This is a genomic window from Paenibacillus germinis (genome assembly GCF_013141785.1).
Taxonomy (GTDB): domain Bacteria; phylum Bacillota; class Bacilli; order Paenibacillales; family NBRC-103111; genus Paenibacillus_E; species Paenibacillus_E phytorum.
In genome coordinates this window covers 106547-132243 of the sequence record NZ_WHOC01000158.1, presented here as the reverse complement: position 1 = coordinate 132243, position 25697 = coordinate 106547, and the positions used below count along the sequence as shown (strand labels likewise).

The window sequence follows — 25697 nt, the reverse complement described above, 5'->3', positions numbered from 1 at the left end:
ACATTCGATCCTATATATGCATGTTATCATTATCCATTTTGTGACGTCCAGTTTAACTTCATAATTAGTTCCTTCGTATGAAAAAAAAGAAGCTGGACGGTACTTGACGCCTAATTACATAGGTCAAGTAATCCAGCTTCCTTTTATAATGTGAGTCCATGTAAGGAGAATCATACCGTTAAATGCTTTCGGACTTGATCTTCGCTCAAATGCTCGGCATAACCTTCGGCGGCTATTGTCCCCCGGTCCAATACATAATAGTAATCGGCGATGCTTGTAGCGAACTCTAAGCTTTGTTCGACCAGCAATACGGCAATTTCTCGACTGCGCTTGATTGATTCTATGATGGCTTCAATCTCCATGACAATAGAAGGCTGGATGCCCTCCATCGGCTCATCCAGCAGCAGCAGCTTGGGGTCCGGGGCTAAGGCACGGGCTATCGCTAATTGCTGCTGCTGTCCGCCGCTGAGGTCGCCTCCTTTGCGGTGAAGCATTTGACGAAGCACGGGGAAGGTTTCGAAGAGAGAATCTGGGAGCTTTTTTCTTCCATCTGTTGCAGCTTCAAGTCCAAGAAGCAGGTTTTCCTCGACCGTAAGCTGTGGGAAAATCTCCCGTCCTTGCGGCACGTAGCCGATCCCTAATTTGGCTCGTCGATCCGGTGGGAAGGACGTTATGTTTCGTTCGTTATAATGGATCGTGCCGGACCTCGGCTGAATGAGTCCCATAATGCTCTTCATGAGTGTGGATTTCCCTACACCGTTGCGGCCCATTAGACAAACGATTTGCCCAGGTTTCACCTGAAGGTTGACATGGCGTACAACCATACTCTCACCGTAACCGGCTTCTATCTTTTGAAGGTTAAGCACCGCGTTCCACTCTCCTTCCAAGATAAACTTCAGCAACCTTATCATCATTCTGAATATCCTGCATCGTGCCTTCTCGAAGCACGGTGCCTTCATGAAGTACCGTGACCGTTCTAGCGAACTTACGAACAAACGCCATGTCGTGTTCAACTACGATGATCGTCTGATTGGCCGCTATTTCGTGCAGCAGCTCACCTGTTTTCTCGGTTTCGCTATCTGTCATGCCAGCGGCAGGTTCGTCCAGCAGCAGTAGATCGGGCTCCTGCATGAGCAGCATCCCGATTTCAAGCCACTGTTTCTCGCCATGAGAGAGTGACCCTGCGCGCTCTTTGACTTTGCTTTGCAGGCCAATCATCTCGAGTCGGAGATGCAAGCGGTCTCGCTGTTCACTCGTCGTCTTGGTCCATAGAGCGCTAAGGAGGCCGCGCTGCTGTTTCATAGAAAGAGCCAAATTTTCAAAAACGGTTAATGTTGAGAAAACGGAAGGTGCTTGGAATTTACGTCCAATGCCGAGCTGTGCAATTTGGTGTTCTTGGTGCTTGGTAAGATCAATTGATTCTTTGAAATAAACGTGACCTTGCGAAGGCTTCACTTTCCCGCAAATGACATCTAAGAGCGTTGTTTTACCTGCTCCGTTCGGCCCAATGAGAAACCGAAGCTCTCCATATTGCAAGGAAAAGTCCAGATTGCGTAAGGCTTTAAAACCGTCAAAGCTCACTTCAAGCCCTTTAACGCTAAGGATTTTCTCTCCGGTTACAGGTTGTTGTTTCGCTAATTGTCCTAGCATTGGGATGTTCCCCCTTCAAGTTTCATAACATTAAGGACTTGGTGTATGGTCAGCTTGCTTCATGCGATGAAGAAATCGGCTTAGGAAGCACTGGTTTTTTCCAATTGGAGGTGTAGTGTGTGATCATACCAACGATTCCTTTGGGCAGCAGCAGTACAACAATAATGAACATGGCTCCGAGCATAATCGGCCACCAGGCGGGGTAAGCTTCGCTAAACGTTGTTTTGGCTGCGTTGGTGATTAACGCTCCAAGAACAGCGCCTCCGATCGTTGCACGCCCCCCGATAGCCACCCAAAGAACCATCTCAATCGAAGGGACAATGCCCATTTGTGCGGGTGAGATAATGCCTTCCTGAAGGACGAAGAGCACGCCGGAAAGTCCGGCTAATCCGGCTGAAGCGCAGTAAATGAATACTTTATAAGTGACTGGATTGTAGCCAATAAAGCGGACCCGATTTTCACCATCACGAATGGCTGTGAGAATGTTCCCCATACGGCTGGTGACGAGTAGACTGCATAGGATAAGAACGACAACAACAACAGCTAAAGTGAGATAGAAAAATAATAATTTCGTAGATTGTGATTGCAGGTTTAATCCAAGAAAGGTGGTGAAATTGGTTAGTCCGTTAGTTCCACCTGTATAGCCTTGTTGGCCAACGAATAACGTTACGGTAATAATGACCAACGCCTGTGACAAAATGGAGAAGAAAGCACCTTTAATGCGGTTGCGGAATGTAAAATATCCTAAGATGAACGCGACGATCATTGGAACAATGAGGGCAAGAAGGAATGCAGCGCCTGCGTTATGGAAAGGAACCCAGAACCAGGGGAGGCTTTCAACACCGCTCCATGACATGAAATCCGGCAGTTGGTCTGGCGTCGCGGCAAGCTTAAGATGCATAGCCATACAATAAGCGCCAAGTCCAAAGTAGACGCCATGGCCAAGGCTAAGAATCCCGGTATAGCCCCAAATAAGATCAATTCCCATGGCAATGATGGCATAAGCGAGAAACTTGCCAAGTAGGGAAAGTCGGAAGTCTGACATGAACAGAGGAGCCAGAGCGATAGCGATCAAAAAAACGGAATAGACGATCAATTTGAGCTTGGATTTTCCCGTTAAGAGCATGGAAGATGCCACATCCTTTCTCAATCTAAGGATCTTGAACGGATCGTCACAAGTCCCATCGGTTTCCACTGCAAGAAGGCGATTATAAGCGTAAAAACAAGCACTTTACCTAGCGTAGCACTTGTTGTATATTCCAAAGCTGTATTGAAAACCCCAATACCTAATGCTCCTGCTACGGTTCCAATCAGCTTACCTATTCCACCAAGTACAACAACCATGAACGCATCCACAATATAATAAGTGCCTATAGTTGGTCCAATGGGTCCAAGCAGCGTTAAGGCGCATCCGGCAATTCCTGCCATAGCGGATCCAAAAGCGAAGGACTGAGCATCTACTCTGCGTGTGGAAATACCGAGACAAGCAGCCATTTCACGATTTTGCATAACAGCTCTCATGCGTCTTCCTCCGGCAGAGTGGTACAGGTACATATAAATCACCAAGATACAAAGCGCAACCAAAGCAATAATAAAGAGGCGTTTGTAGGGGAGAATGAGGTCGGCCGATAAATGAAGTCCGCCTTCCAACCATTCGGGTGCCTTAACAGCCACATTAGGAGCACCGAAGATGGTGCGTGCAAGCTGTTGCAAGGCAAGGCTTACTCCCCATGTAGCAAGCAGGCTGTCTAACGGTCTGCCGTACATGAATCGAATGAGAAAAACTTCGAGCAGCCAGCCGACGAAGAAGGCTACCGCAAAGGCAACACCTAACGACACGATGAAATACCATCCGAAAGCGGAGGCCGGTAGAAACTTCTGGAACCACTGCTGGACTAGATAAGCCATGTAGGCGCCGATCATAATGAATTCGCCATGTGCCATATTCATAACATTCATCAAGCCGAATGTAATCGCAAGACCGATGGCGATCAACAACAGAATGGAGCTAAGGCTTAGACCGTTAAATAATTGTAGAAGCAGCAGACTCATGATAATCCCTCCCAGTAAACCCCAAGTAAACTAAATAAACGTCTACCCCGTCCTTCTTGGACGGGGGCGTTTATCCAGAAATATAGCCGACTTATCGTGTGAAACATATAATTTCTTATATTTTGGTGAAATCCAGGACTGCCCTTAGGCAGTCCTGGCCCCAATAACTAACTTTATTTTTTCGTAACATCTCCGCCCCAAGGGTATGTTTTGAGGAAAGGATCTGGTTTGAGTGGTTGACCGGAGTTCCATATTTCTTTGATTTGGCCATCAGCCGTAATTTGACCGATACGTGCCGTTTTGGAAATATGTTGATTCTCTCCATCTATAACCACTTTACCTTCAGGTGCGTTAAACTCGATACCTTTGGCAGCAGCTTTCACTTTCTCTACATCAAAGGATCCTGCTTTCTTAACAGCAGCAGCCCATAAGTAAACGGCCGTGTAACCAGCTTCGATCGGATCATCCGTAACACGGTCTTTACCGTATTTAGCTTTGTAAGCTTCAACGAATTTTTTATTCTCAGGTGTATCTGTTGTTTGGTAGTAATTCCAAGCTGTATAGTGTCCATCTAGGACAGATGCTCCAATACCGCGAACCTCTTCCTCCGCGATACTTACGGACATTGTTGTTAGATCTTTGGATGAAATGCCTGCATCTTTCAATTGCTTGAAGAAGGCTACGTTACTGTCGCCGTTCAGTGTATTGAAAATGACATCTGGTTTCTCTTTTTTGATTTTACTAATGATTGTATTGTAGTCCGTGTGTCCAAGAGGTGTGTATTCTTCAGCAACAAGCGATCCGCCTTCGGCTTTCAACTGCTCTTTAATAATTTTGTTGGCTGTTCTTGGGAAGACATAATCGGAACCAAGAAGGTAGAATTTCTTGCCTTTGTTTTGAAGAAGCCAAGTTACCGCGGGGATAATTTGTTGGTTCGTTGTTGCGCCAATGTAGAAGATATTAGGTGATGATTCCACGCCTTCATACTGTACCGGATACCACAGTAATCCTTTGTTTTGTTCGACGACCGGAAGCACAGCTTTGCGGCTGGCAGATGTCCAGCAGCCAAAGATGGTTACGACGCTGTCTTTTTGCAGTAACTTCTTCGTTTTCTCTGCAAAAGTCGGCCAATCGGATGCACCGTCTTCAATCACGGGCTTGATTTTTTTACCTAAGAGTCCCCCAGCTGCATTAATTTCGTCAATTGCCATAAGTTCTGCATCTCTTACAGACACCTCGCTTATGGACATTGTGCCTGTTAGTGAGTGAAGAATCCCAACAGGTACAGTTTCATCCTTCGTCTCCGCCTTTGCTTCAGCGGCTTTTGTCGCCATAGGTGTAGTTGTCGTGGATGTAGTTGGCTCTGTCTTTGCACAGCCAGCCATGACCATCATCAAAGCCATACTCAAAGCGACTGTGAGCTTACCTTTGTTTCGTATCTCTCTCATTCACGTCCCACTCCCTTTGCTTACAAGATTTGGATTACAAGGCTTATGATAAAGTGGGAAACAAGTTGGTGTCAATATAGATAACATCAATTAAAGCTTTTTTGTTAACAACGCACAAAAACTAGCTATTCCTTTGTGAAAATCACATAAAATGCGAAAAATGACGTCAGAAATCATTGTTTTCATGTAATGATATCTAACATTAATGATTTACAATCCTAGAATACACGAATATAATAAGGATAAAGGATTACCATTATTCGGATTTTAATGAGGTGAAGATGTGCATTTAACGGAGAGAGAGAAAGAAAAGCTGCTCATTACTGTGGCTGCTGATCTAGCGCGCCGAAGACTTGCCAGAGGCTTAAAACTGAATTATCCCGAAAGCATAGCGCTGCTAACATCCGAGATTATGGAAGGGGCCAGGGATGGATTGACCGTTGCTCAATTGATGGCATTCGGCACAACGATTCTCAGAGCGGAGCAAGTTATGGAAGGTGTACCTCAAATGATTCATGAGGTACAGGTAGAGGCTACGTTTCCCGACGGGACCAAATTAGTAACCGTACACGAACCAATAACCTAACTATACAAATGATTAATCGAAAGGGGCGAGAAGATGGTTCCAGGAGAATATCGAACAGTCAAGGGATATATTGAAATGAATATAGGAAGACAAACGATTGATCTTATCGTTACGAATACAGGAGATCGACCCATTCAGGTCGGCTCGCATTTTCATTTTTTTGAAGTGAACAGAGCTTTGGACTTCTCGAGAGAACAAGCCTATGGCATGAGGTTGGACATTCCAGCGGGAACGGCTGTCCGTTTTGAGCCAGGAGAACAGAAACCTATTCAGTTAGTTGAACTTGGCGGAGCCAAACTTTCTTATGGACTAAATAACTTGAGTCAAGGCTTAGCAGCTAATGGAAATATGACAAGTGCTGCGAGAGAAAGATGGCAAGCATGGGAGGGAAAGCCCGGTGAATCGAATAGATCGTAAAAGTTATGCGTTAATGTTCGGACCTACAACGGGAGATGCCATTCGTTTGGCTGATACCGAGCTATGGGCACAAATCGAGCATGATTACACCGTATACGGTGATGAATGTAAATTTGGCGGCGGCAAGGTCATTCGCGACGGGATGGGGCAATCCAGCGGTGCAACCCGCGATCAAGGTGTTCTGGATACCCTGATTACGAATGCTGTCATAATTGATCACTGGGGTATTGTCAAAGGAGATATCGGCATCAAGGATGGTCATATCGTGGGTATCGGTAAAGCGGGGAACCCGGACATCATGGATGGCGTGCATCCCAATATGATCGTGGGCGCAAGCACGGAAGTCATTGCGGGTGAAGGTAAAATTGTAACCGCGGGCGGGATCGATGCTCACATTCATTTTATTTGTCCCCAGCAAATTGAAACGGCGCTTTCTTCTGGCGTGACGACGATGATAGGTGGAGGGACAGGGCCTGCCACAGGTACGAATGCTACAACCTGTACACCCGGTGCTTGGCACATGCAGCGTATGCTGGAGGCAGCTGAAGCTTTTCCCATGAACTTGGGCTTTACGGGTAAAGGTAATGCTTCTTTTCTAGCTCCGTTGACGGAACAAATAGAAGCGGGAGCTATTGGTTTGAAGCTTCATGAAGATTGGGGAACGACGCCGGCGGCAATCGACAATTGTCTCGAAGCAGCGGATCAATATGACGTTCAAGTAGCTATTCATACCGATACATTAAATGAAGCGGGATTTCTCGAGGATACACTCGCAGCTATCAAGGGCCGTACGATTCATACGTATCATACCGAAGGAGCAGGCGGGGGGCATGCGCCGGATATTATCCGTGCGGCTGCTGAGCTTAACGTACTGCCGTCTTCTACAAACCCGACACGTCCGTATACGATCAACACGATTGAAGAGCATTTGGATATGCTCATGGTGTGTCATCATTTGGACAGCCGTATTCCCGAGGATGTTGCTTTCGCGGATTCTCGAATTCGCCCGGAAACGATTGCTGCGGAAGATATTCTTCATGATCTAGGTGTCTTCAGCATGCTAAGCTCAGATTCCCAAGCAATGGGGCGGGTTGGCGAGGTCATTATTCGTACATGGCAAACGGCCGATAAGATGAGGAAACAGCGTGGGCCGCTGGCTCCCGATACAGAAGAAGGCGACAATTTCCGAATTAAACGTTACATCGCCAAATATACAATAAATCCGGCGATTACACATGGTGTTTCGCACCTTGTCGGTTCCATTGAGCCTGGGAAATTCGCGGATCTTGTCATTTGGAGCCCGATGTTCTTCGGGGTTAAGCCGGATCTTGTACTCAAAGGCGGTAGCATTGCCTACGCTCAGATGGGAGATCCGAACGCTTCAATTCCAACACCGCAGCCTGTATTTGGGCGTCCGATGTTTGCTGCTTTTGGTAGAGCTTTGACGCAAAGCTCGATTACTTTCGTCTCTCAAGCAGCATATGATCGTGGCATCGCTCAGAAATTAGGTCTGCAAAAGCGTGTCGAGCCTGTGAAAGGGTGTCGCCATATATCGAAGAAAGACATGATTCATAATAACGGAACGCCTTCTATAGAAGTAAACCCAGAGACCTACGAAGTGAAAGTTGATGGGGAAGCGATTACGTGTGAGCCGGCAACCGAGCTGCCGATGGCGCAGTTATATTTCTTATTTTAAAAGAGTAGGAAGTCCCTGATCGAGGTGACGATATAAAGCGATGACAACACAGACAACGACATTCATTGAAGAGATGACGCCGAGGTTTCACTGGCTCGCTTATCAGCAGCTTCTGGATTCAGCATTGCCCATTGGCGGATTCTCTCATTCCTTTGGTTTGGAAACACTCGTACAGCAAGAGCGATTAGTAACGATTGAAGAACTCGAAGCTTATATTCGCACGATGCTCGCGGGTAGCTGGGCAACGTCAGATGCAATGGTAATCAAAGCAGCCTATACCCATATTCCAAGACAGGGATGGGAGCAGCTTTGGGAAATCGACCACATGCTGCATGTGCAGCGTGTATCGAGTGAAGCGAGGAGCGGCGTTCAAAAGATGGGCCGCAGGCTGCTCCAACTATCGCGCTCGATGTATCCAGATCTGAACTGGCTGCCTCTGGACGAAGCTGTGAAAGCCGGCAACTGCAGCTCCAATCATCCGATTGTCCATGGATGGGTGAGTTATCACCTTGGTGTGCCCTTACATCAAGCGGCGGAAGGTTATCTTTACAGCTGTATTATGACCTGCATCAACAGTGCGCTCCGACTCATGTCCATGGGGCAAACCCAAGGACAAATTCTTCTTGCGAAGCTGCTTCCTTTGACCGGAAGCGAGTGGCAGCGTGTAGCGCATTTGGATCCCTTGGATGCGTATACGAATTCACCAGCCGCAGATCTGGCTATGATGCAGCACGAAACGCTGTATTCGCGATTATTCATGTCTTAATGAGGCAATTATGCCCTAATCATAATTTTAGGAGGAATGACTATGTGTCAAGGTCAAGGTCATCATCACCACCAATGGGAAAAACCAGCCGTGGATCGGAGTCGCCCAATGCGCATTGGAATCGGCGGGCCTGTTGGTTCTGGTAAAACAGCGCTAGTGGAGCGGCTGGCTCGGAAACTCAACAACCGCTACAGTATTGCGGTGATCACGAATGATATCTACACGAAGGAAGATGCCCGTATTTTGATTAGCTCCGAGGCACTGCCCGAGGACCGCATTATTGGGGTAGAAACAGGCGGATGCCCGCATACAGCGATCCGTGAGGATGCTTCGATGAATTTCGAAGCCATCGAAGAGCTGGAGAAGCGATTCGAGAATCTCGATATTATTTTCATCGAGAGCGGCGGCGATAATTTGGCTGCAGCGTTCAGCCCAGAGCTGGTAGATCGTTTCATCTACATTATAGATGTCGCCCAAGGGGAAAAAATACCGCGAAAAGGCGGTCCTGGCATTATGCGTTCCGATATGCTGATTATCAACAAAATCGATCTAGCCCCGTATGTAGGCGCCAGCCTGGAAGTAATGGATTCGGATACGAAGAAGATGCGCGGCGACCGTCCGTATATTTTCTCAAACCTGATGGGCGGTACAGGTTTGGACGATATTGTCACATGGGTGGAACAGGAGTTCAGCCATGCCTAGCGTGACGGGGGAGATTAAGGCGGAATTTGCGGTACGCAGCGGCTTGACGCAGCTCGTCCACAAATACCACGCCTCCCCGCTCAAAATCGCCAAAACGTTTCGTTACGAGAACGAAACGCTCATCCAGGACGCCCACCCTGCGGATCAATTGGGCGTCTATATGATGGACTGCTCCCCAGGACTCATGTCGGGGGATCATTATGAAATCAACGTGCGCCTTGGAGAGGGCGCACGTGTTTTTCTAACGAACCAATCGTTCACGAAGGTGCATCCGTCTGAAGTTGGTCATGGAAGTACGCAGCGTCAGACGCTGCATTTGGAAGCTGACGCACTGCTGGAATACATTCCGGAGCCCTTAATGCTCTATAAGGATGCAAGCCTAGTCGCAGAAATGGATGTTCATTTATCACTGGGGTCTGCGTTGATTCTCTCGGATGTATGTTGTCCTGGACGAACGCAGCGAGGCGAAATATTTCAGTATTCCCGTTATATGAATCGTATGAAAGTCTGGCACGGCAAGGAATTGATTTTTTATCAGAATCAAAGAATTGAACCACAGACCATGCAGCTATCAGCGCCAGGCTGCTGGGAGCGGGAGACACATCTCGGTAATCTGTACATTTTCTCGGATCGTCTTAAACAGCTGCATCTTGAGAAAGTATTGGAGAGTCTTGAGAAGCTTGAAGGTGTAGAGGTCCGCATAGGAGCTAGTCTTACGCATAAATACGGTTTAATCGTCACAGTCATGGGAAGACATGCTTGGGAATTACAGCTGGCTTTGACGAAGGCATGGCATGATATTCGCCTCAGCTTATTAGCATTAACGCCACTTATGGTTAATAAATAATAGGATTAAACGATTGAAGGGGGCCCTGGGGGCTCCTTTTTACATGGAATCGAATGTTCCGATCATTTTCCACGCATACTGGAAGGAGAATCGACAATATGATGACAACTGGCTGCACTTCATTGTCAAACGTTGTAAGGGTTGGTATGATGAGAATGTTCATTATTCAGTTTGCTCGGAAATTCGACATAGAGGAGGACGTTTACGTGGGAAATCAAGTTAGCTACGAAAGCGTTTCGAACGGTTCGTCACAAGGGTCTATTGGGACAGAATCCATAGAAGCTAGCAATATTCAAGCATCGGCTGAGCCTGTGACCTTGAAAGATTTTTATCGCTTGGTTAAGCCAGGCATTATTTATTCCAATCTAATGACAGCTTTTGCTGGCTATTGGATGGCGGCACATTGGGATGTAAGCTGGGTACACCTTATTATGACCATGCTAGGAACAGCTCTTGTAATGGCAGGAGGAACGGTGCTCAACAATTATTTAGACCGTGAAATGGATGCGAAGATGGAGCGGACTCAGAATAGAGCTCTTCCAAGCGGAAGAATGAGCGCTAATGTCGTTCTATGGTACGGTATTATTCTAGGAACGATCGGTCTTGGAGTCCTATATTTTGGAGCTCAGTCGCCACTTGCAACATTGATCGGACTGATTGGCCTGTTCTTGTATGTTTGGCTCTATACAGCATGGTTTAAGAGAACTTCGGTATGGAGTACATTCGTGGGGGCATTCTCTGGTGCTACACCTCCCGTTATTGGGTACTGTGCTGTAAGTGGTACGGTTGATCTTGGAGCTATTCTCCTTTTTGCTTTCTTATTCCTCTGGCAGCCTCCGCATTTCTGGGCTCTTGGGATTCGCCGTATGGAAGAATATCGCGCTGCAGGATTCCCGCTTTTACCCGTCGTGAAGGGGACCTACGTGACCAAGATTAGTATGGTGCGTTATGTGGTTTTACTTGTTCCTGTAACCGTGATGTTAACGGCTTATGGATATCTAGGTTACTTATTTTTATTCGCATCAACTATCTTAGGATTAATTTGGGCTTTCATGAGTATCAAAGGCTTTAAGGCAACAGGTGAGGCTGAAGTGGTATGGGCAAAGCGTATGTTCCTGTTCTCTCTGTTGTATTTAACTCTCTTATCGTTCCTCATGGTCATTGATACTGTGAAAATTAGTTAGAATTGAGGGCTAAAGTAATGAATACGTTTCTAGGGAAAAACTGGTTTAAATTAGCGCTGGGCGCTATATTAATTGCCATGATTGCATCATTTGCATATAAATTATGGGCAAACGGCAGTGAACCTGACCAACGATTAACAGCAATGAAACAAGCTCCTTCGTTTCAACTGCAGGACTTAGACGGTAAACCTGTTTCCTCTCAGGATATGGATGGTAAAGTTAGACTTGTATACTTCTTTTATTCCTTTTGCCCAGATGTTTGCATGCCGACGACTTTCTTGCTTTCTCAGGTTCAGGAATCTTTGAAGAAAAAAGATTTGCTGGGTACTAAAGCGGAAATTGTATCCATAACAGTCGATCCAAAACGAGATACACCGGAAGTGCTTAAAGAATTCGGTAACCGATTTGAATCGAAGCCAGTTCCGGGTGGGTGGACATTCCTGCGTGGCGAGGAATCGAAAATTCACAAGCTTGCGGAAGATTTCGGCATTATGGTGATCAAAGAAAAAGATGGTAATTTCTCGCATTCGAATGCTATTTTGCTGGTTGACCCAAAAGGAAAACTCCGGAATTATTATGATGCGAGCAACCCAGAGTTGGATGTTGACCATATTGTCAAAGATGTCGTGACCTTATCTAAAGGAAAGTAAGTCAATCCTTCATGATATTAACTATTCAAAAGCAGGGTCTGGAGCAGGGTATTTGATATACTCATCCAGTCCTGCTTTTTCTAATTGCTGAATGATGTATTCCTCAGGTGTTCCTTCCACGCCAGCATACCCTCTGCGTGTATAAATTTGTTCTGCGTCTGGAAACGTTTCTCGCAATAGAAAACGTATTTTTTTGCCGGAAGAGTCATTATCCGTAAATATGAAAACAGGATTGTCTTCCGCTTTTTTTCTCAGTTCTTCCAGAGTTAACGAGCTTGGGGTACCGAATGTACACAGGATCATGACATTTTCATCAACCACGCGTTTTAAACGGCTTTTATCATTTTTACCTTCTACAATGATGACAATCGACATGGGATTTCCTCGCTTTAGGTTTTTTTGTAGTATAACCCGTTTTCGCAAGTGATCCAAGGATTTCATTCGACGATTTGGCAAATATGATTGTGTAATTTCCCGGGAAATGACAGGGATTGACAGCGCAAAAGACGGCTTGATAAGCTCAAGCCGCCATTTTATCGGAAATTACGTTGTGATAGGCGTTTTAAATGTGCGCAGCGGTAAGAGGGAAAGTGCTAGCATTAAGATGAAGAACGCGATGAAGTAAGAGGAAATGTGGTCACGAAGCTGTCCGGCCATCATTGGACCTATAAAGGCGCCAACTGAATAGGAGATGGAAAGAAGGGAAAAGACGCGTCCATAACGATTGCTGCTTGTTATACCGGCAAGAAGGGCAGCGAGAGCGGGATAAATGACACCTTTCGCCATTCCGATTAGGAAAAGGGAAACAGTTAGCGGTATCGGCCACTGAATGGCTAAACCGAAGAAAACGATCGCAAGCGATATACTACCACAGACCGTTCGGATAAATGGGGGGATCTTATTTAAGAACCAGAAGCTGATGCTTAAAAGGGCACCCAAACTGATTAAAGTGAAAAAAACGCCGGACGTTAGGATAGAGTCTCTGGCCGACTGCATGAGTGGAAGCTCAAAGAAAAGAATGCCTTGCGAGCAAGAGAGTGCCATCGGAATGAGAAAGAATAACCACGGAATCGTTACGTTGGCGGGTAGATCTGATTCATCACTCAGCATGCCATGACCATGATGATCTAAGATGGGGGATTTGCTTCCTGTTTGTGCTAGGAGCTGCTTTTCTTTCACACCGAAGATCGCAAGTATGCCTGTGATAATAAGAATCCAACCTAACACGGAGAAGGCTGTTGTAAATCCGATTTTGGCAACCAAGACAGCGCCTGCTGCTGGAGATACCACGGAAGCAAGGGTATGTATGAGACCATTGCCAGCCATCAGTTTACTTTGATGGATGCGATCCTTGGCTATGCGTGCAAGCAGCGATAAGCAAGCAGGGGATAAGAAAGCGAGTACGAATCCGCTAATCGAACGAATGTATAGCAAGTGCCAAGGATCTTTCACATTGGATTGAAAAAGTAAGATGATCCCTGCTACAATCAGGCTAAAGACAATAAAGATTTTACTTCCGTATTTGTCTACGCCATAGCCAGCGATTAGATTTCCAGGCAAGTGTGTAATTGAATATACGCCCATAATTAGCCCTATAAATGAAGGAGCTGCTCCTAAAGATAAGGCGAAGGGAGAAAGAATCGGGTACTGCGCGTGTAAATCGAAAAAAGCAACAAACATAAATAAGTACAACCAAATAGCTGTTCGCATGTTCTCACCACCTCAATCATTTAGACTTGTCTCTTCTTAAGATGTACGCCGCTCGTCCCATAGATATGACCTTTCCATACAAATGACACATTTCTGTTTTTAGGAGGCTTTATGGACGCATACGTGATTGTTTTACTCGCTGGCGCGGCTATTTTCCTGATTTTTCGCTTGAGGCAGTCTTTTCGAAAGACAAGAAGTAGAGTCGATAAAACAGAGGAGATAGAACGAAAGTTAGCCATGTTAAGGAAAAAAAGAGATGAAGATTAAGGATTCCCTGTAGTATGATAGGAAGGGACTTTTGGATAATTAGGAGGGGTTAGTTTGGATCAGTGGATTTCCTTTGCGCAGGATCGTTGGTACTTAATTGTTGCCGCTATTATTGTGCTTTTTATCGTGATCGGAATTGTGAAAACCGTGGTGAAATGGATTCTGGTCATCGCGATTGTTGGGGCTCTTGTCGTTTATGGAGCGAGTTATAAGGATAAAATAAAGGATATTGGGGCAAGCGTGGTCTCGCAAGTCGGCGATGAAATCAAAGATAAGGCTATCAGTACATTAACCTCGGAAGCCAAAGATGCACAATTTAAAGCGAATCCCGATGGTTCCTTCCTTATTACGACGAAGAGCTTAAAGGTGGAAGGCAAAGCAGGGACGGATGAAGTACAAGTCACCTTTCTTGGTAAAACGTTTAAGATGAACGCGAACGCAGCTGTTAATGCTTTCATCGAGCAAGCAAAGAAAAACGCTAAGCAGTAAAAAGATTATAAAAATAGGATGGTGAGAAATCATGGCGGATATGACGTGGTTACAATCAACTTCGATAAATTTAATATCCATCGTGATCGTTCTCACATTTGTAGGCTCTGTCGTTCAAGGATTTTTCCGAGGAGGGTCAGGTTCAGCCAAACATCTTCTGTCTATGCTCGTGGAGGCGGTTATCGTCATTCTGTCCATGTTTATCGCGTGGAAAGGGGTCCAGTGGGTATCGCCTGTGATTCAAACCTGGTTGAAAGGGCAGAATTTGCAAATTCCATCCGTAGGGATAAGCATGCTTAAACAAATCTATTATACAGCCATGACGAGTATCCGCGATTTCCCGCTGCTGCGTTTCGGTGTATTGTTTTTACTTGGCTATATGATCGTGAAGCAATTGCTGAACCTGTTGATTGATCCCTTGTTAGGAAGCTGGTTGGCTAATCGTGATCCTTACAGGGAGCGCAGCAATTCTTTTATTAGTTCTGTCTCTGGTGGAGCCATTGGTTCTGTCGCAGGAATCGCTAGGGCGCTCATTCTTATTGCCGTGCTTTTCATTTATGTAACGTTATTCCCGCACTCTTTGGTCACACCCTACATTGAATCCTCACAGATGTATCAAAAAGGTGCAAAAGAAGTCATTTCACCTTTCACGGGTGACTTCATTGCCGACAAGGTGCCCGTGTTCACACGTGCTGTGGAACAGGAATTTACGAATATCCTTCAGCGTAAGTATGAAGTTCTAGACGCGAAAGTTCCAGGCAATATTGCAGATGCAGCAAAAGAAGTAACCGCCAGTGGGAAGACAGATGAAGAGAAGGCCAAGCTGTTGTACAAATGGGTAGGCAGCCGAATCCAATATGATTGGGATAAGGTAACTCTTTATGAAGAGAAACGAATCTGGAAGGAACAGACGCCGGAGGATACCTTCAACACCAAGGAAGGGGTTTGTATAGACTACTCTAGGTTGTATGCACAGATGGCCAGATCCATCGGCCTTGATGTGAAAGTTGTGACGGGGCTAGGCTATGACGGGCAGGGCAGCTATGGGCCTCACGCTTGGAATGAGGTTTACCTGAAGGAGTCTGATCGCTGGGTTCCGCTAGATTCCACCTGGGTGGCAAGCGGGGGCAACTGGTTCAATCCGCCTAACTTCGATCAAACTCATATCAAAGACGCTTAAAAAAATATCAGCAAGAAGCCTTTCCTTTGGAGATCAAAGGAGGGCTTCTTTTGTATCAATCGACCTATCTTTTAAGGGAAATCATGGATAGATCTGGAGGGTTTTCTCATATGATGATTAAATGTGGTACACTAATAAGATAGGATTGTTTATAAGAATGAGGGAGATTGTATGCGGAGACCACTTCAGGAATATAAGATGATTTACTTAGATGCAGGGGACACTTTACTTACGATTCCAGCAGCCCAGACGATACTCAAACAGTATTTACAATTGCGATCTGTGGATCGTGATGAAGCTCATATTAGTGAACTATTTACGGAAGCTTTTCGTCTTTTTTATTATGTGAATAAGCAGGACAATTTCGTGGCTTGCAGTCCAGAGTCAGATCGTGAGTTCTGGGTCAATCTATATAAATACGTGCTTCATAAATTGGGCATTCATGAGGAGTGGTCAGAGGAAGAGATTTATACCTGCTGCCACGAGCTCTACGACATTTACACGGCACCTGAGTATTATGAATTGTTTGATGATGTTAAGCCATTCTTAGATGGTTTGAAGGCACAGGGTTTTCGAATTGGGATTATCAGCAATTTTGCTCCTACCTTGAAAGCCATATTGGAGGATAAGGGGATTTTGCATGATTTCGACCCCGTCATTGTTTCAACAGAAGTGGGTCTAGAGAAGCCAGATCCGGCGATTTTCCAGCTTGCCCTGGATAGGGCAGGGTTAGAGGCTAAGGATATTCTTTATATCGGCGACCATGAAACGAATGATATCTGGGCGCCCAATCAAGTCGGTATCGATGCTGTGCGAATTATCCGTTATTCCTATCATACAGGGGAGGGTATTCATTCCCTGCTTGAGTTGTTTCATGAACAAGCCATAGCGTAAGAAAGGATCTGAGAGGCGATGAAGTCATCCATTATGGATGATCCGAAGAAAAAAGAGATTACCAAAAAGCGGCACTTTTCGTTTCGGATCAATATATTTTTCTTTATAACATTTTTATTATTTTCTGTCTTAATCGTCCGTTTGGCTATCTTACAATTCGTTCAAGCCAAAGATCTTAAAGAGGCGGAGAATACAAATACGAATCAAACCACGAGTATCGCTCCCATTCGAGGCAATATCTACGACTCTACAAAATCTCCTCTGGCTTATACGATTCCTGTTCAGTCCTTGTTTTTCCGAGTTGAACCAGGTCAACAAGACAAGAAGGATGAAATTATTGCGCTTGCTAAGCGGTTAAAGGTTGATGTTTTTGACAAATATGCCAAACCGAATTCGATTAGCCCAACACCCGAAGAGATCGTTCTAGCGATGGATTTAGGTTACGATATCAATAAAAATAAGGTTAAAGATCCGAGTTACTATTGGGTTCCGCGGCGGCTTAAGGCTGATTTATCCAAAGGAGAAATCGCCTATTTACTAGAGCATAGAGATGAATTTAAGTGGCTAGAAGTAACGGAGGAGAGTATCCGTACCTATGAGATGGATGATGATAATACGACAATTGCCACACATTTGGTTGGATATTTAAAATCATTTTCTACACAAACGGCCAAAGATATCTATGAAGATAGCCCAAATAGCAAAGAGTACCTGAACTCTGAAAATGTCGGATTTGATGGTATCGAACGCATGTATCAGGATGAGCTGCGAGGTAAAAACGGGAGTAGGAAATATCCAGTAAATGCGGCTATGAAAATTATCGGAAGAGCCGAAGTGACAGCACCTATCAAAGGGAATAATCTATATCTTTCGATTAATAAAGATATCCAGAAGGCAACAGAGAGAATGCTGGAGGAACATATCAAATATTTACGCAGCCCTTCTCATGCCAATGATCTGTATATGAAAACCGGGATGAAAGCCTCCTCTGGTTTTGCTGTTGCGATGGAAGTGGATACGGGTCGCGTTGTCACTATGGCAAACTATCCGGATTACGATGCTAATGCTTGGACCGGAGGTATTTCGCCAAATATTTACAAGGAAATTGGTACGTATATTTCGAATGGATCCATCATGACTGCTAAATCGAAATATCCAGATGAAAAAGAAAATGCGAAGCATCCTTCTTCCATTGTATTTATGGGTTCAACCATTAAGCCTTTGTCTGTATTAATAGGTCTTAAGGAGAAATTATTCGGCGCTTATGAGGACTATTACGATACAGGATCTTTTAGCTTTGGTAAGGGTGGCACCAGCACAATCTCTAACTCTGGTAAAGCTGCTTATGGACCGATTAATGCTTCGTCTGCTATTGAACACTCTTCTAACACGTATATGTCAGCAAAAGTGGGCATTCCCTTTTATTTGAAATATGGGGGAGAAACTCCAAAGGTTACAGCGAAATGGGCAGAATACCTTGCGAAATTCGGTATGGGAGTGAAAACAGGAAGCGGTCTCCCTGGTGAATTTGCAGGTTCCAACGATTTTATTAAAAATGCTCAAAAAGATAGTTACCAATCCGCAATGGTCTACGCCTCATGGGGACAGAATGAAAAAACGACAACACTGCAGCTTGCTCAATACACAGCTACACTGGCCAGTCGCGGGAAACGTATGAAGCCTCTTTTTGTAGATGAAATTCGGGACTACCAGGGTGAATTAGTTAAAAAGGTTGAGCCGGAGGTTATTGAGGATTTTTCCTCTGAATTTGCTAAAGAAGATTGGAATGTCATTATTCATGGGATGAAAAGTGGCGCCGAGGGCATTGAGGAATTACCGTATAATGTAGCACGCAAAACAGGTACATCGACGCAAGCAGTATCGGGAGGCACGGTAGAAAATGCCGTATTTATCGCCTTTGCTCCCGTAGAGAATCCAAAACTTGCCGTTGCAGTTGTTGTACCTGAAGGTGGATTCGGACGTTATGGGGCATCCCCGATAGCAGCCAAAATCTTTCAGGCTTATGACGCGGCGAACGACGGTATTCTGACGAAGCTGGGCGGCGGGAAAAGGCCGTGGTAAATCGCTATTGAATTCGTTGTTATTCGAATCGTGCCAGCAGAGTGGATTAAATAGTTTGGAAGGTCAGAAAAAAGGTAGTACTAAAAAGGGATCTGCGGAAGCAGACCCTTTTTATGTTTTTGGGTTAGGGGTCGTATGTTTAATATTCGCTGTTGAATGATCCTGAACAGGCCATTTTTCAGCAAATGGGCTCGAAATGTTGTACAAACTACAACTTCAAGTTGCAAAATAGCCTTTGAGCGTGTGAATTGTTGTAGATAATACAACAATGGGGAACCACTATTGCTCATCTGCCCTCACGAAAGTTGAATGACTCTAAACAAGTGCAGGAACCGTTTCCCATCCTTGAGCATATCCTAGTCTAGGGGAAAGGACATTTTTCACCCCAAAAGTTGCATGAGGCAAACTTTTATGCGTATAGGAAAGGTGGAGAAATGTATGAAAAAAACCAGGTTATCAGCTTCATTAAAGCGACTTCTGATTTCCATCATTTTTCTATAGGATACAGCGCTTTCACGTACTTTCATCGCATTTCCAGTATGACGGACAGATATGGTATACTAGTATATCGGTTGTCGAATAGAAAGATTGATGATGAATGGTACGGAGGAGTGAGTTTCACCATGTGTGGTATTACGGGTGTAATGTATTTTGAAGATAGAGAACCAACCACTGCAATGTTGCAGCAAATGACAGATGTTATTGTTCATCGGGGTCCGAACGATTCCGGTTTTTGGACGGATAATCGAATTGGTCTTGGCTTTCGCCGCTTGTCTGTTATTGACCTGAAAGAAGGACATCAGCCTTTGGCTAATGAGGATGATTCTGTGTGGATCATTTTCAACGGGGAAATTTATAATTATAAAGCCCTGCGCAGCATGCTGCAGGAGCGTGGGCATCAATTCCGCACGCAAAGTGATACGGAGGTTATCGTTCACCTCTATGAGGAGTATGGAGAGGAATGCGTCAAATACATGCGCGGCATGTTTGGCTTCGTTATCTGGGACAAGAAAAAGAAGCAGCTGTTCGGAGCGAGAGACCACTTCGGCATTAAGCCGTTTTATTATCATGTCAATGACCGTCAGTTCTTGTTTGGCTCTGAAATTAAGAGCTTGCTGGCTGCGGACGGCATGAACCGGTTGATCCATACGGACAGCTTGCTGAACTATCTGACCTTTCAATACGTGCCGGAGCCTAACACGATGTTCCATGGCATACATAAGCTTCCCCCAGGGCATACGGTCAAAATAACGTTCGACGGAGAAATGTCGATACATAAATATTGGGATCCTATGTTTGAGCCGGAGGAGCGCCCGTTTGATGAGTACGTGGAACAAATTCGTGAAACATTGAAGGATTCGGTCAAGCTCCACATGGTGAGTGATGTGGATCGCGGGTGCTTCTTGTCGAGCGGGATTGACTCGACGGCGATTGCTACACATATGCGGAATATCGAACCGATCCGCACGTTTTCCGTTGGCTTCGAAGGCGCCAACAATGAAACGCCGATTGCCGCCCAAACGGCTGCGGCACTCGGCACAGAGCATTACGATAAAATCATCACGCAGGATGATTTCTTCGGCACGATGCCGAAGGCGATCTGGCACCAGGACGAGCCTGTCGCCGATCCTTCGGCCATTGCCCTTTATCACGTGGCGAAGCTTGCGCGCGAGCACGTGACGGTTGTTCTGTCCGGCGAAGGCGCGGACGAGCTGTTCGGCGGCTACCGCATTTATCGCGAGCCGCAATCATTGCGTCCGATCGACCAGCTGCCGCCATCGGTGAAGCGCATGCTGAACCGCTTTGCCCGGATGCTGCCAAGCAGTGTGAAGGGCCGCAACTACTTACTGCGGGGCACGACACCGCTTGAGGAGCGTTTCCTCGGCAACGCCAAGATTTTCTCCGAGGATATGAAAGCGGAGGTGCTGCGCCTTGATAGTGAGATGCTGCGCAACTATAAGAATCCAGTGCAAATTGCTGGCGATTATTACAGCAAGACGACGCATCTTGATCCTGTGAGCCGGATGCAGTATATCGATATGAATCTATGGATGCCTGGCGATATTCTGATGAAGGCTGACAAGATGACGATGGCACACTCACTTGAGCTTCGTGTTCCTTTCCTCGATAAGGAACTATTCGAAGTGGCACGCCGTATTCCAGCAAAGTACCGAATCGCGAATGGAACGACGAAGTACATTTTCCGCAAGGCGATGGAAGGTATCATCCCTGATCCTATCCTGAACCGTCCGAAGCTGGGCTTCCCGGTACCGCTGCGCGATTGGATGAAAGGTTCGATGGGCGATATGGTCCTTGAGCAAATTAAGTCCAGCGGGATTGAAGATTACATTGACATCAACGCTGTGGAGCGCATGCTGCATAAGCATCGTAATGGTCAGGGCGACTATGCTCGCCGCATTTGGACCATCTATATTTTTGCCCTCTGGCATGTGACATTTATGGAAGAACTGCCTAAGAAAGTGCTCGCTGCTTACTAGGTCTACTAATGACGTAGAGACAGGGGATGGGAAACGTGGGATCTTATAAATTACTTGCCCTCGATATGGATGGCACCTTGCTGGACGATGACAAAAAAATATCAGTTGAAAACCGAGAAGCGATTCAGGAAGCCACTAAAGCGGGTAAGATCGTTATTATGTCTACAGGACGCGGAGCTGTAAGCGCCATGCCTTATATTCAGGAGCTAGGGCTTACCTCACCGCTTGTTGTGGTCAATGGGAGTGAAGTATGGGAGTCTCCGTCTAAATTGCTTAAACGGACCCTGCTTCCTGCCGAGACAGTACGTAATTTGCATAGTTTAGCACAAACGCATGATTGTTGGTGGTGGGCTTATTCGGTGGAAGGTGTGTTCAATCGCGAGAGCGAAGCCATGGACATTGACAGCCAAGAATGGCTAAAGTTCGGTTATTTTACCGAAAATATGGAGAAACTGCAGCAAATCCGGGACATCGTAGAGGGATGGGGAACACTTGAAATAACGAATTCCCATCCCTCTAATATTGAACTTAACCCATTAGGTATTAGTAAGGCGAGCGGCGTAGAGACTGTATGTCAGCTTCTAGGCATTAGAATGTCCGAAGTCATTGCGATGGGAGATAGTGAAAACGACATCGCGATGATTCGTGAAGTAGGTCTCGGTGTAGCTATGGGTAATGCACAGGATGAAGTGAAACGAATTGCCGATATTACGACCGTTACCAATAATGAACATGCCATTGCTAAAGTGATTCGCACTTATATGCTGTAAAGTAGAAGTGATAAGCCTCTTAGATTGGAGGAGATGAGATCTATGATCACCTTAGGCTGGACATTAGTTATCCTTTTATTTGTAGTGGGTATGATTGGTGCTGTTTATCCGGTACTGCCCGGTGTGTTAGCGATTTATGGAGCTTTCTTCATCTATGGTTGGTTGATTAGCTTCGAACCGTTCGGATTCGGGTTCTGGATTATCCAATCCTTGATTGTCATCATCATTATGGTGGCCGATTACGCAGTAGGTGCGCTAGGGGTAAAGAAGTTCGGAGGCTCGAAGGCGGCTATCATCGGTAGTACAATTGGTCTAATCATTGGGCCTTTTGTTATTCCAGCTTTCGGCATACTCATTGGCCCCTTCTTAGGCGCAGTGATTGGTGAAATCATCATCGGTACGTCGTGGAAAAAGGCGATAAGTGCCGGTGTTGGCTCTGTACTCGGTTTCTTTGCAAGCAGTGCGGTGAAAATTGCGCTTCAGCTAGCGATGATTATTATCTTTTTAATCTGGGTTTTTTAATGGAATGAATACTGTAAGAGAGTAGGAACGGACTTGACGAAGGAAACCAAAGATTCTCTAGTAAAAGGGACGCTCATTCTCACCGTAGCCGCGCTAATAGCGCGGTTTCTCGGCGTTTTCCAGCGAATTCCGCTGGTACATTTGCTTCATGAAGAAGGAATGGGCAGTTATTCCATTGCTTTTAATCTATACTCGATCTTACTTGTTGTAGCAACTGCCGGTATCCCCAGCGCACTAAGCAAAATGGTGTCCGAGAAATATGCGATCGGAAGACCTGCTGAAGCGCAGCGGATCTATCGCGCGGCAATATGGTTTGCAATCGTAGCGGGAGTCGTGATGACGGCGCTGCTATATGTCTTTGCACCGATCTATGCCGAGCACATTTCGCATGGTGGACCGGATGCGACACTAGCTACTCGCGCTATAGCGCCAGCCATGCTGTTCTTCCCGCTTATAGCCATTATGCGGGGGTATTTCCAAGGCAGACAAAACATGATGCCTAACGGAATATCACAGGTTGTGGAACAAATATTCAGACTCGTAACCTCAATCGGACTGGCATTTATTTTATTGAACATCAGCTTAGGTTGGGGAGTTGCGGGCGCATCTTTTGGAGGGGTCATGGGAGGGATTGCGGCACTTGCCGTTATGCTTTACTATGCCTTGAAGCTGAAGCGTAGAGATGCGCAGTCGAACATAGTGGCCGAACAGATAGCTGTGGGAAGCACGAAATCGCCACAATCACATACGCCAGTTCGTTATAGTGAAATCTATCGCAGCTTATTGAAGCTGTCGATTCCGATCGTTATTTTCTCAGTGACGGTTACACTTGTGTATGCGATCGATACTTCTATCATTATCCCGCTCTTAGAAGGGACAATTGGCAGAAGTGAAGCGCTTGGGCTTGTTGGTATCATAGGAGGACGTGCCCAGTCCTTGGCGGGGATTCCGATTATTTTGGCCATCGCGCTTAGTCAATCCGTCGTTCCCATCATCTCAGCGGCCTACTCCCGCAAAGATATGAAACAGGTTGGTCACCATACAACTAGAGTGCTTCAACTCTCGATTCTTTCTGGGTTACCGGCTGTATTGGTCATCGCCATTGCTGCGCGTCCATTAGATTTCTTCATGTTCGGGCATGAGGATACCGCTTTCGGTATGAGTCATGGACCTCACATGATTTCGCTGCTCACATTAGGAGCTATGTTTCAAATTGTAATGCAAACATCGGGCGCTGTCCTTATGGGCATGGGCCGAATGAAACCGCTAATGCTGCATGTTGCCGTTGGTATTGCAGTCAAGCTAGCTGGTAGCTTCTTACTTGCGCAGTGGTTTGGCATCTATGGAATCATCGGCTCAACGGGTCTTTGTTTTATTGTCATGTCTTGGCTCAATTTGCGATCGCTTCGTAAAGAAGTCGACTTTACAATCCTCGGACGTCGTTTCATCGGATTACTGTTTTCCATCGTTGTTATAGTTATCCTTGGTCTAGGGGCAGAATGGCTCACACATACGTATGTGCATCCAACTAGCTTGTATCGACTAAATGAAGGAATAAATGCTGTACTTGTTTGTGGCTTCTCGGCTGCCTTGTATCCATTGATGCTGATGGTTACACGTGTTGTAACGAAGGATGATGTGAAGAACTTCCCATCGCCAGTGCAAAAGCTAATCGGCAAAGTGAGTCGTCTTATCAAACGTTCCTAGCCAAGCCTAGCTGAGTCACCGTATCACTTTTTTAATCGCTTGGGCAGCTACAATGCCTAATTCAATCTTGCTTAAACCAAAGTACACTTCTTTTGTTAAATCATAAGGAATCGGTACAGGAATGGAGCGCATATGCACCAGTGCCTCCTTCACATTCGTAAACCAGTCACCGGGCTCTACGGGGGCTAAGATCCTGTCAGGCCATACCGATGTAAGCTTAGGACTATAAAACGGCAGTGTCCCTTTCTTAAGGGCACAGCCATCCAACCTCTCCTGATATTTCATATCGGGAGGGGTTTTTCTTATTTGGGCAAACAGGTGAGGCCAGTAATCGGAACGTGATCCAGTGTGGGGAGTTGTGGCCGCAAATCTAAGCACGCCTTGAAGTACTTCCGGTGCTCCGAAAAGTATCGCATACAAGCTTTTTCCGAATTCGATGCGTTCTGTTAAGCTAGCGAAATTCTCAAGTATCAGCCCAGCCAGATTCGGCTGAGGAGCTTGTGTTTCAATCGATGCGGGAAAAAAGGGAAACCCGATTTGATTCAATTGCAGCCATGCTTGTGTTTTGAACAAAGGGGTATTCAACACGTTTTGCTGAAAATGTTTATTCTTTACGATTCGTTTTTCGATGTAGTTTTGCTCATTAACAATAAGTGCAATCGTTAGCGCGGCCGATTCTTGATACGTCATAAAGTCGCTCCAAACAGGGATCATCCAGGATGAAATGCCCATATGCGGAAGGAGATGAAACAAATTCATCTTTCGTTTCTTGCTTTCGTGGTAGAGCAGTAGTTGAGGATAAGCATCTTGAAAAATAAGACCGTTCGCTCGTTCCAGAAAAGCAAATAGATGCTGGGCCAATTCATTGCTTATCAAATTTGGCAGCAGCTCCCCGCGAAGATCGGTCATGCACCAACCCCCGTTGCGTGAAACCATATGGGCAAGCAGTGCCCAGTGAAGCTCCGGATTAGCTTGATAGCAAGACCAATACGCGTTAGTTCGTGTCACATTATTTCGGTTTTCCCGCTGAGTGTGTTCCTTGATTTGATGCACAATCGCCTTCTCATCAGTGGAGAGAGGAGAACTTACGACACCGCTTTGCTGCAGATCTAATTGATGTTTTAGACCCTTTTCCAGCCGTCCTATGAATGCTGTCGTGACAGGAATTTCCTCCAAAGGGCCAACTATTTTAGCAGAGGAATGCAAAAGCAGTGATGCTTGCTGTTTGAACAGCTGTGCGACTGCGTTCGGCAGTCCTCTCATTTTGCTGAGAACGCCTTTAACGTTCTTACCTCTGGATTTGACTGTTCCTCCCAACACCAAATACCTCCCCGACCTTCTCTGAATCCTTGCCTCTAGTGTTTGCTTATTCACTTACAGGTATGTGGGAACGCGGCCAATTATGGCTATGGTTTCCATCGTATTATTCCTAGAGGGATTAGAGGGATTACTCCTACGAACGTAGTGGGAAGATGGTTTGCCGGAATAATCGAGCGCAAAGATAATTTAGAAGTAAGAAATGTAATGATTGATCATTTATCAATTAGGTAGTGCATTGTGAAAGACCGGAAACGTTGAAA

24 protein-coding genes are annotated in these 25697 nt (G+C 45.7%); 16 read left to right on the top strand and 8 right to left on the bottom strand.

What is annotated here, in order from left to right; all coding sequences use genetic code 11:
* Positions 1-170: 170 nt before the first annotated feature.
* The 5 genes from urtE to urtA form a co-directional block, all read right to left on the bottom strand.
* Entirely contained in the window at positions 171-866 is a 696-nt protein-coding gene (gene urtE, locus GC102_RS30175) for an urea ABC transporter ATP-binding subunit UrtE (RefSeq protein WP_312883413.1), read from the bottom strand.
* The gene (gene urtD / locus GC102_RS30170; RefSeq protein WP_171692778.1) at positions 859-1650 is read right to left on the bottom strand and encodes an urea ABC transporter ATP-binding protein UrtD; all 792 of its coding nucleotides are present in this window, start codon (positions 1648-1650) and stop codon (positions 859-861) included. Before urtD ends, urtE begins: the two co-directional genes overlap by 8 nt.
* A gap of 49 nt (positions 1651-1699) precedes the next feature.
* Positions 1700-2776, bottom strand: a complete 1077-nt coding sequence (gene urtC, locus GC102_RS30165) for an urea ABC transporter permease subunit UrtC (RefSeq protein ID WP_171692777.1) — start codon at positions 2774-2776, stop codon at positions 1700-1702.
* Positions 2777-2796: 20 nt separating this feature from the next.
* Positions 2797-3702, bottom strand: a complete 906-nt coding sequence (gene urtB, locus GC102_RS30160) for an urea ABC transporter permease subunit UrtB (protein WP_047681504.1) — start codon at positions 3700-3702, stop codon at positions 2797-2799.
* 173 nt (positions 3703-3875) lie between these two features.
* Complete coding sequence (gene urtA / locus GC102_RS30155; RefSeq protein ID WP_171692776.1) at positions 3876-5150, bottom strand: urea ABC transporter substrate-binding protein; 1275 nt, start codon at positions 5148-5150, stop codon at positions 3876-3878.
* 283 nt (positions 5151-5433) lie between these two features.
* Here urtA and GC102_RS30150 point away from each other — a divergent pair, with 283 nt between their 5' ends.
* The 8 genes from GC102_RS30150 (at position 5434) to GC102_RS30115 (ending at position 11998) form a co-directional block, all read left to right on the top strand.
* The gene (locus GC102_RS30150; RefSeq protein WP_029194808.1) at positions 5434-5736 is read left to right on the top strand and encodes an urease subunit gamma; all 303 of its coding nucleotides are present in this window, start codon (positions 5434-5436) and stop codon (positions 5734-5736) included.
* A 33-nt stretch (positions 5737-5769) separates the two neighbouring features.
* Positions 5770-6153 (top strand): urease subunit beta, encoded by a 384-nt coding sequence (locus GC102_RS30145; RefSeq protein WP_171692775.1) that lies wholly within the window; start codon positions 5770-5772, stop codon positions 6151-6153.
* 13 nt (positions 6154-6166) lie between these two features.
* A complete protein-coding gene (gene ureC / locus GC102_RS30140) occupies positions 6167-7849 on the top strand; it encodes an urease subunit alpha (protein ID WP_216628221.1) in 1683 nt (560 codons plus the stop codon).
* 40 nt (positions 7850-7889) lie between these two features.
* On the top strand, positions 7890-8615 hold the full coding sequence (locus GC102_RS30135) for an urease accessory protein UreF (protein ID WP_246321193.1): 726 nt from the start codon (positions 7890-7892) through the stop codon (positions 8613-8615).
* 42 nt (positions 8616-8657) lie between these two features.
* Positions 8658-9317: an urease accessory protein UreG gene (gene ureG, locus GC102_RS30130; RefSeq protein WP_171692773.1), complete on the top strand. Its 660-nt coding sequence runs from the start codon at positions 8658-8660 to the stop codon at positions 9315-9317.
* On the top strand, positions 9310-10164 hold the full coding sequence (locus tag GC102_RS30125; RefSeq protein WP_171692772.1) for an urease accessory protein UreD: 855 nt from the start codon (positions 9310-9312) through the stop codon (positions 10162-10164). The genes ureG and GC102_RS30125 overlap by 8 nt, the downstream gene beginning before the upstream one ends.
* Before the next feature lie 206 nt (positions 10165-10370).
* Entirely contained in the window at positions 10371-11348 is a 978-nt protein-coding gene (gene cyoE / locus GC102_RS30120; protein ID WP_312883412.1) for a heme o synthase, read from the top strand.
* 17 nt (positions 11349-11365) lie between these two features.
* Positions 11366-11998: an SCO family protein gene (locus GC102_RS30115; protein ID WP_171692771.1), complete on the top strand. Its 633-nt coding sequence runs from the start codon at positions 11366-11368 to the stop codon at positions 11996-11998.
* Positions 11999-12019: 21 nt separating this feature from the next.
* Here GC102_RS30115 and GC102_RS30110 read toward each other — a convergent pair whose 3' ends face one another.
* Together GC102_RS30110 and GC102_RS30105 are read right to left on the bottom strand one after the other, a co-directional pair.
* Entirely contained in the window at positions 12020-12373 is a 354-nt protein-coding gene (locus tag GC102_RS30110) for a ribonuclease M5 (RefSeq protein ID WP_171641005.1), read from the bottom strand.
* Between the two features lie 168 nt (positions 12374-12541).
* Positions 12542-13708, bottom strand: a complete 1167-nt coding sequence (locus GC102_RS30105) for an MFS transporter (RefSeq protein ID WP_171692770.1) — start codon at positions 13706-13708, stop codon at positions 12542-12544.
* A 321-nt stretch (positions 13709-14029) separates the two neighbouring features.
* On the opposite strand from GC102_RS30105, the gene GC102_RS30100 reads away from it, so the two are divergent.
* The 8 genes from GC102_RS30100 to GC102_RS30065 all read left to right on the top strand — a co-directional run bounded on the left by GC102_RS30100 (position 14030) and on the right by GC102_RS30065 (position 24117).
* The gene (locus GC102_RS30100) at positions 14030-14464 is read left to right on the top strand and encodes a hypothetical protein (RefSeq protein WP_171692769.1); all 435 of its coding nucleotides are present in this window, start codon (positions 14030-14032) and stop codon (positions 14462-14464) included.
* Between the two features lie 31 nt (positions 14465-14495).
* Complete coding sequence (locus GC102_RS30095; RefSeq protein ID WP_376769422.1) at positions 14496-15644, top strand: transglutaminase domain-containing protein; 1149 nt, start codon at positions 14496-14498, stop codon at positions 15642-15644.
* A gap of 171 nt (positions 15645-15815) precedes the next feature.
* The gene (locus GC102_RS30090) at positions 15816-16538 is read left to right on the top strand and encodes an HAD-IA family hydrolase (RefSeq protein WP_171692768.1); all 723 of its coding nucleotides are present in this window, start codon (positions 15816-15818) and stop codon (positions 16536-16538) included.
* Between the two features lie 18 nt (positions 16539-16556).
* A complete protein-coding gene (locus GC102_RS30085; protein ID WP_171692767.1) occupies positions 16557-18620 on the top strand; it encodes a peptidoglycan D,D-transpeptidase FtsI family protein in 2064 nt (687 codons plus the stop codon).
* A gap of 623 nt (positions 18621-19243) precedes the next feature.
* A complete protein-coding gene (gene asnB / locus GC102_RS30080; protein WP_171692924.1) occupies positions 19244-21118 on the top strand; it encodes an asparagine synthase (glutamine-hydrolyzing) in 1875 nt (624 codons plus the stop codon).
* A 26-nt stretch (positions 21119-21144) separates the two neighbouring features.
* The gene (locus GC102_RS30075) at positions 21145-21888 is read left to right on the top strand and encodes a Cof-type HAD-IIB family hydrolase (protein WP_216628214.1); all 744 of its coding nucleotides are present in this window, start codon (positions 21145-21147) and stop codon (positions 21886-21888) included.
* A gap of 42 nt (positions 21889-21930) precedes the next feature.
* Positions 21931-22410: a DUF456 domain-containing protein gene (locus tag GC102_RS30070; RefSeq protein WP_171692765.1), complete on the top strand. Its 480-nt coding sequence runs from the start codon at positions 21931-21933 to the stop codon at positions 22408-22410.
* Between the two features lie 33 nt (positions 22411-22443).
* Positions 22444-24117: a putative polysaccharide biosynthesis protein gene (locus GC102_RS30065; protein WP_171692764.1), complete on the top strand. Its 1674-nt coding sequence runs from the start codon at positions 22444-22446 to the stop codon at positions 24115-24117.
* A 15-nt stretch (positions 24118-24132) separates the two neighbouring features.
* Here the strand turns inward: GC102_RS30065 and GC102_RS30060 are convergent, their stop codons facing one another.
* Positions 24133-25434, bottom strand: a complete 1302-nt coding sequence (locus tag GC102_RS30060) for a DUF2515 family protein (protein WP_171692763.1) — start codon at positions 25432-25434, stop codon at positions 24133-24135.
* Positions 25435-25697: the final 263 nt, after the last annotated feature.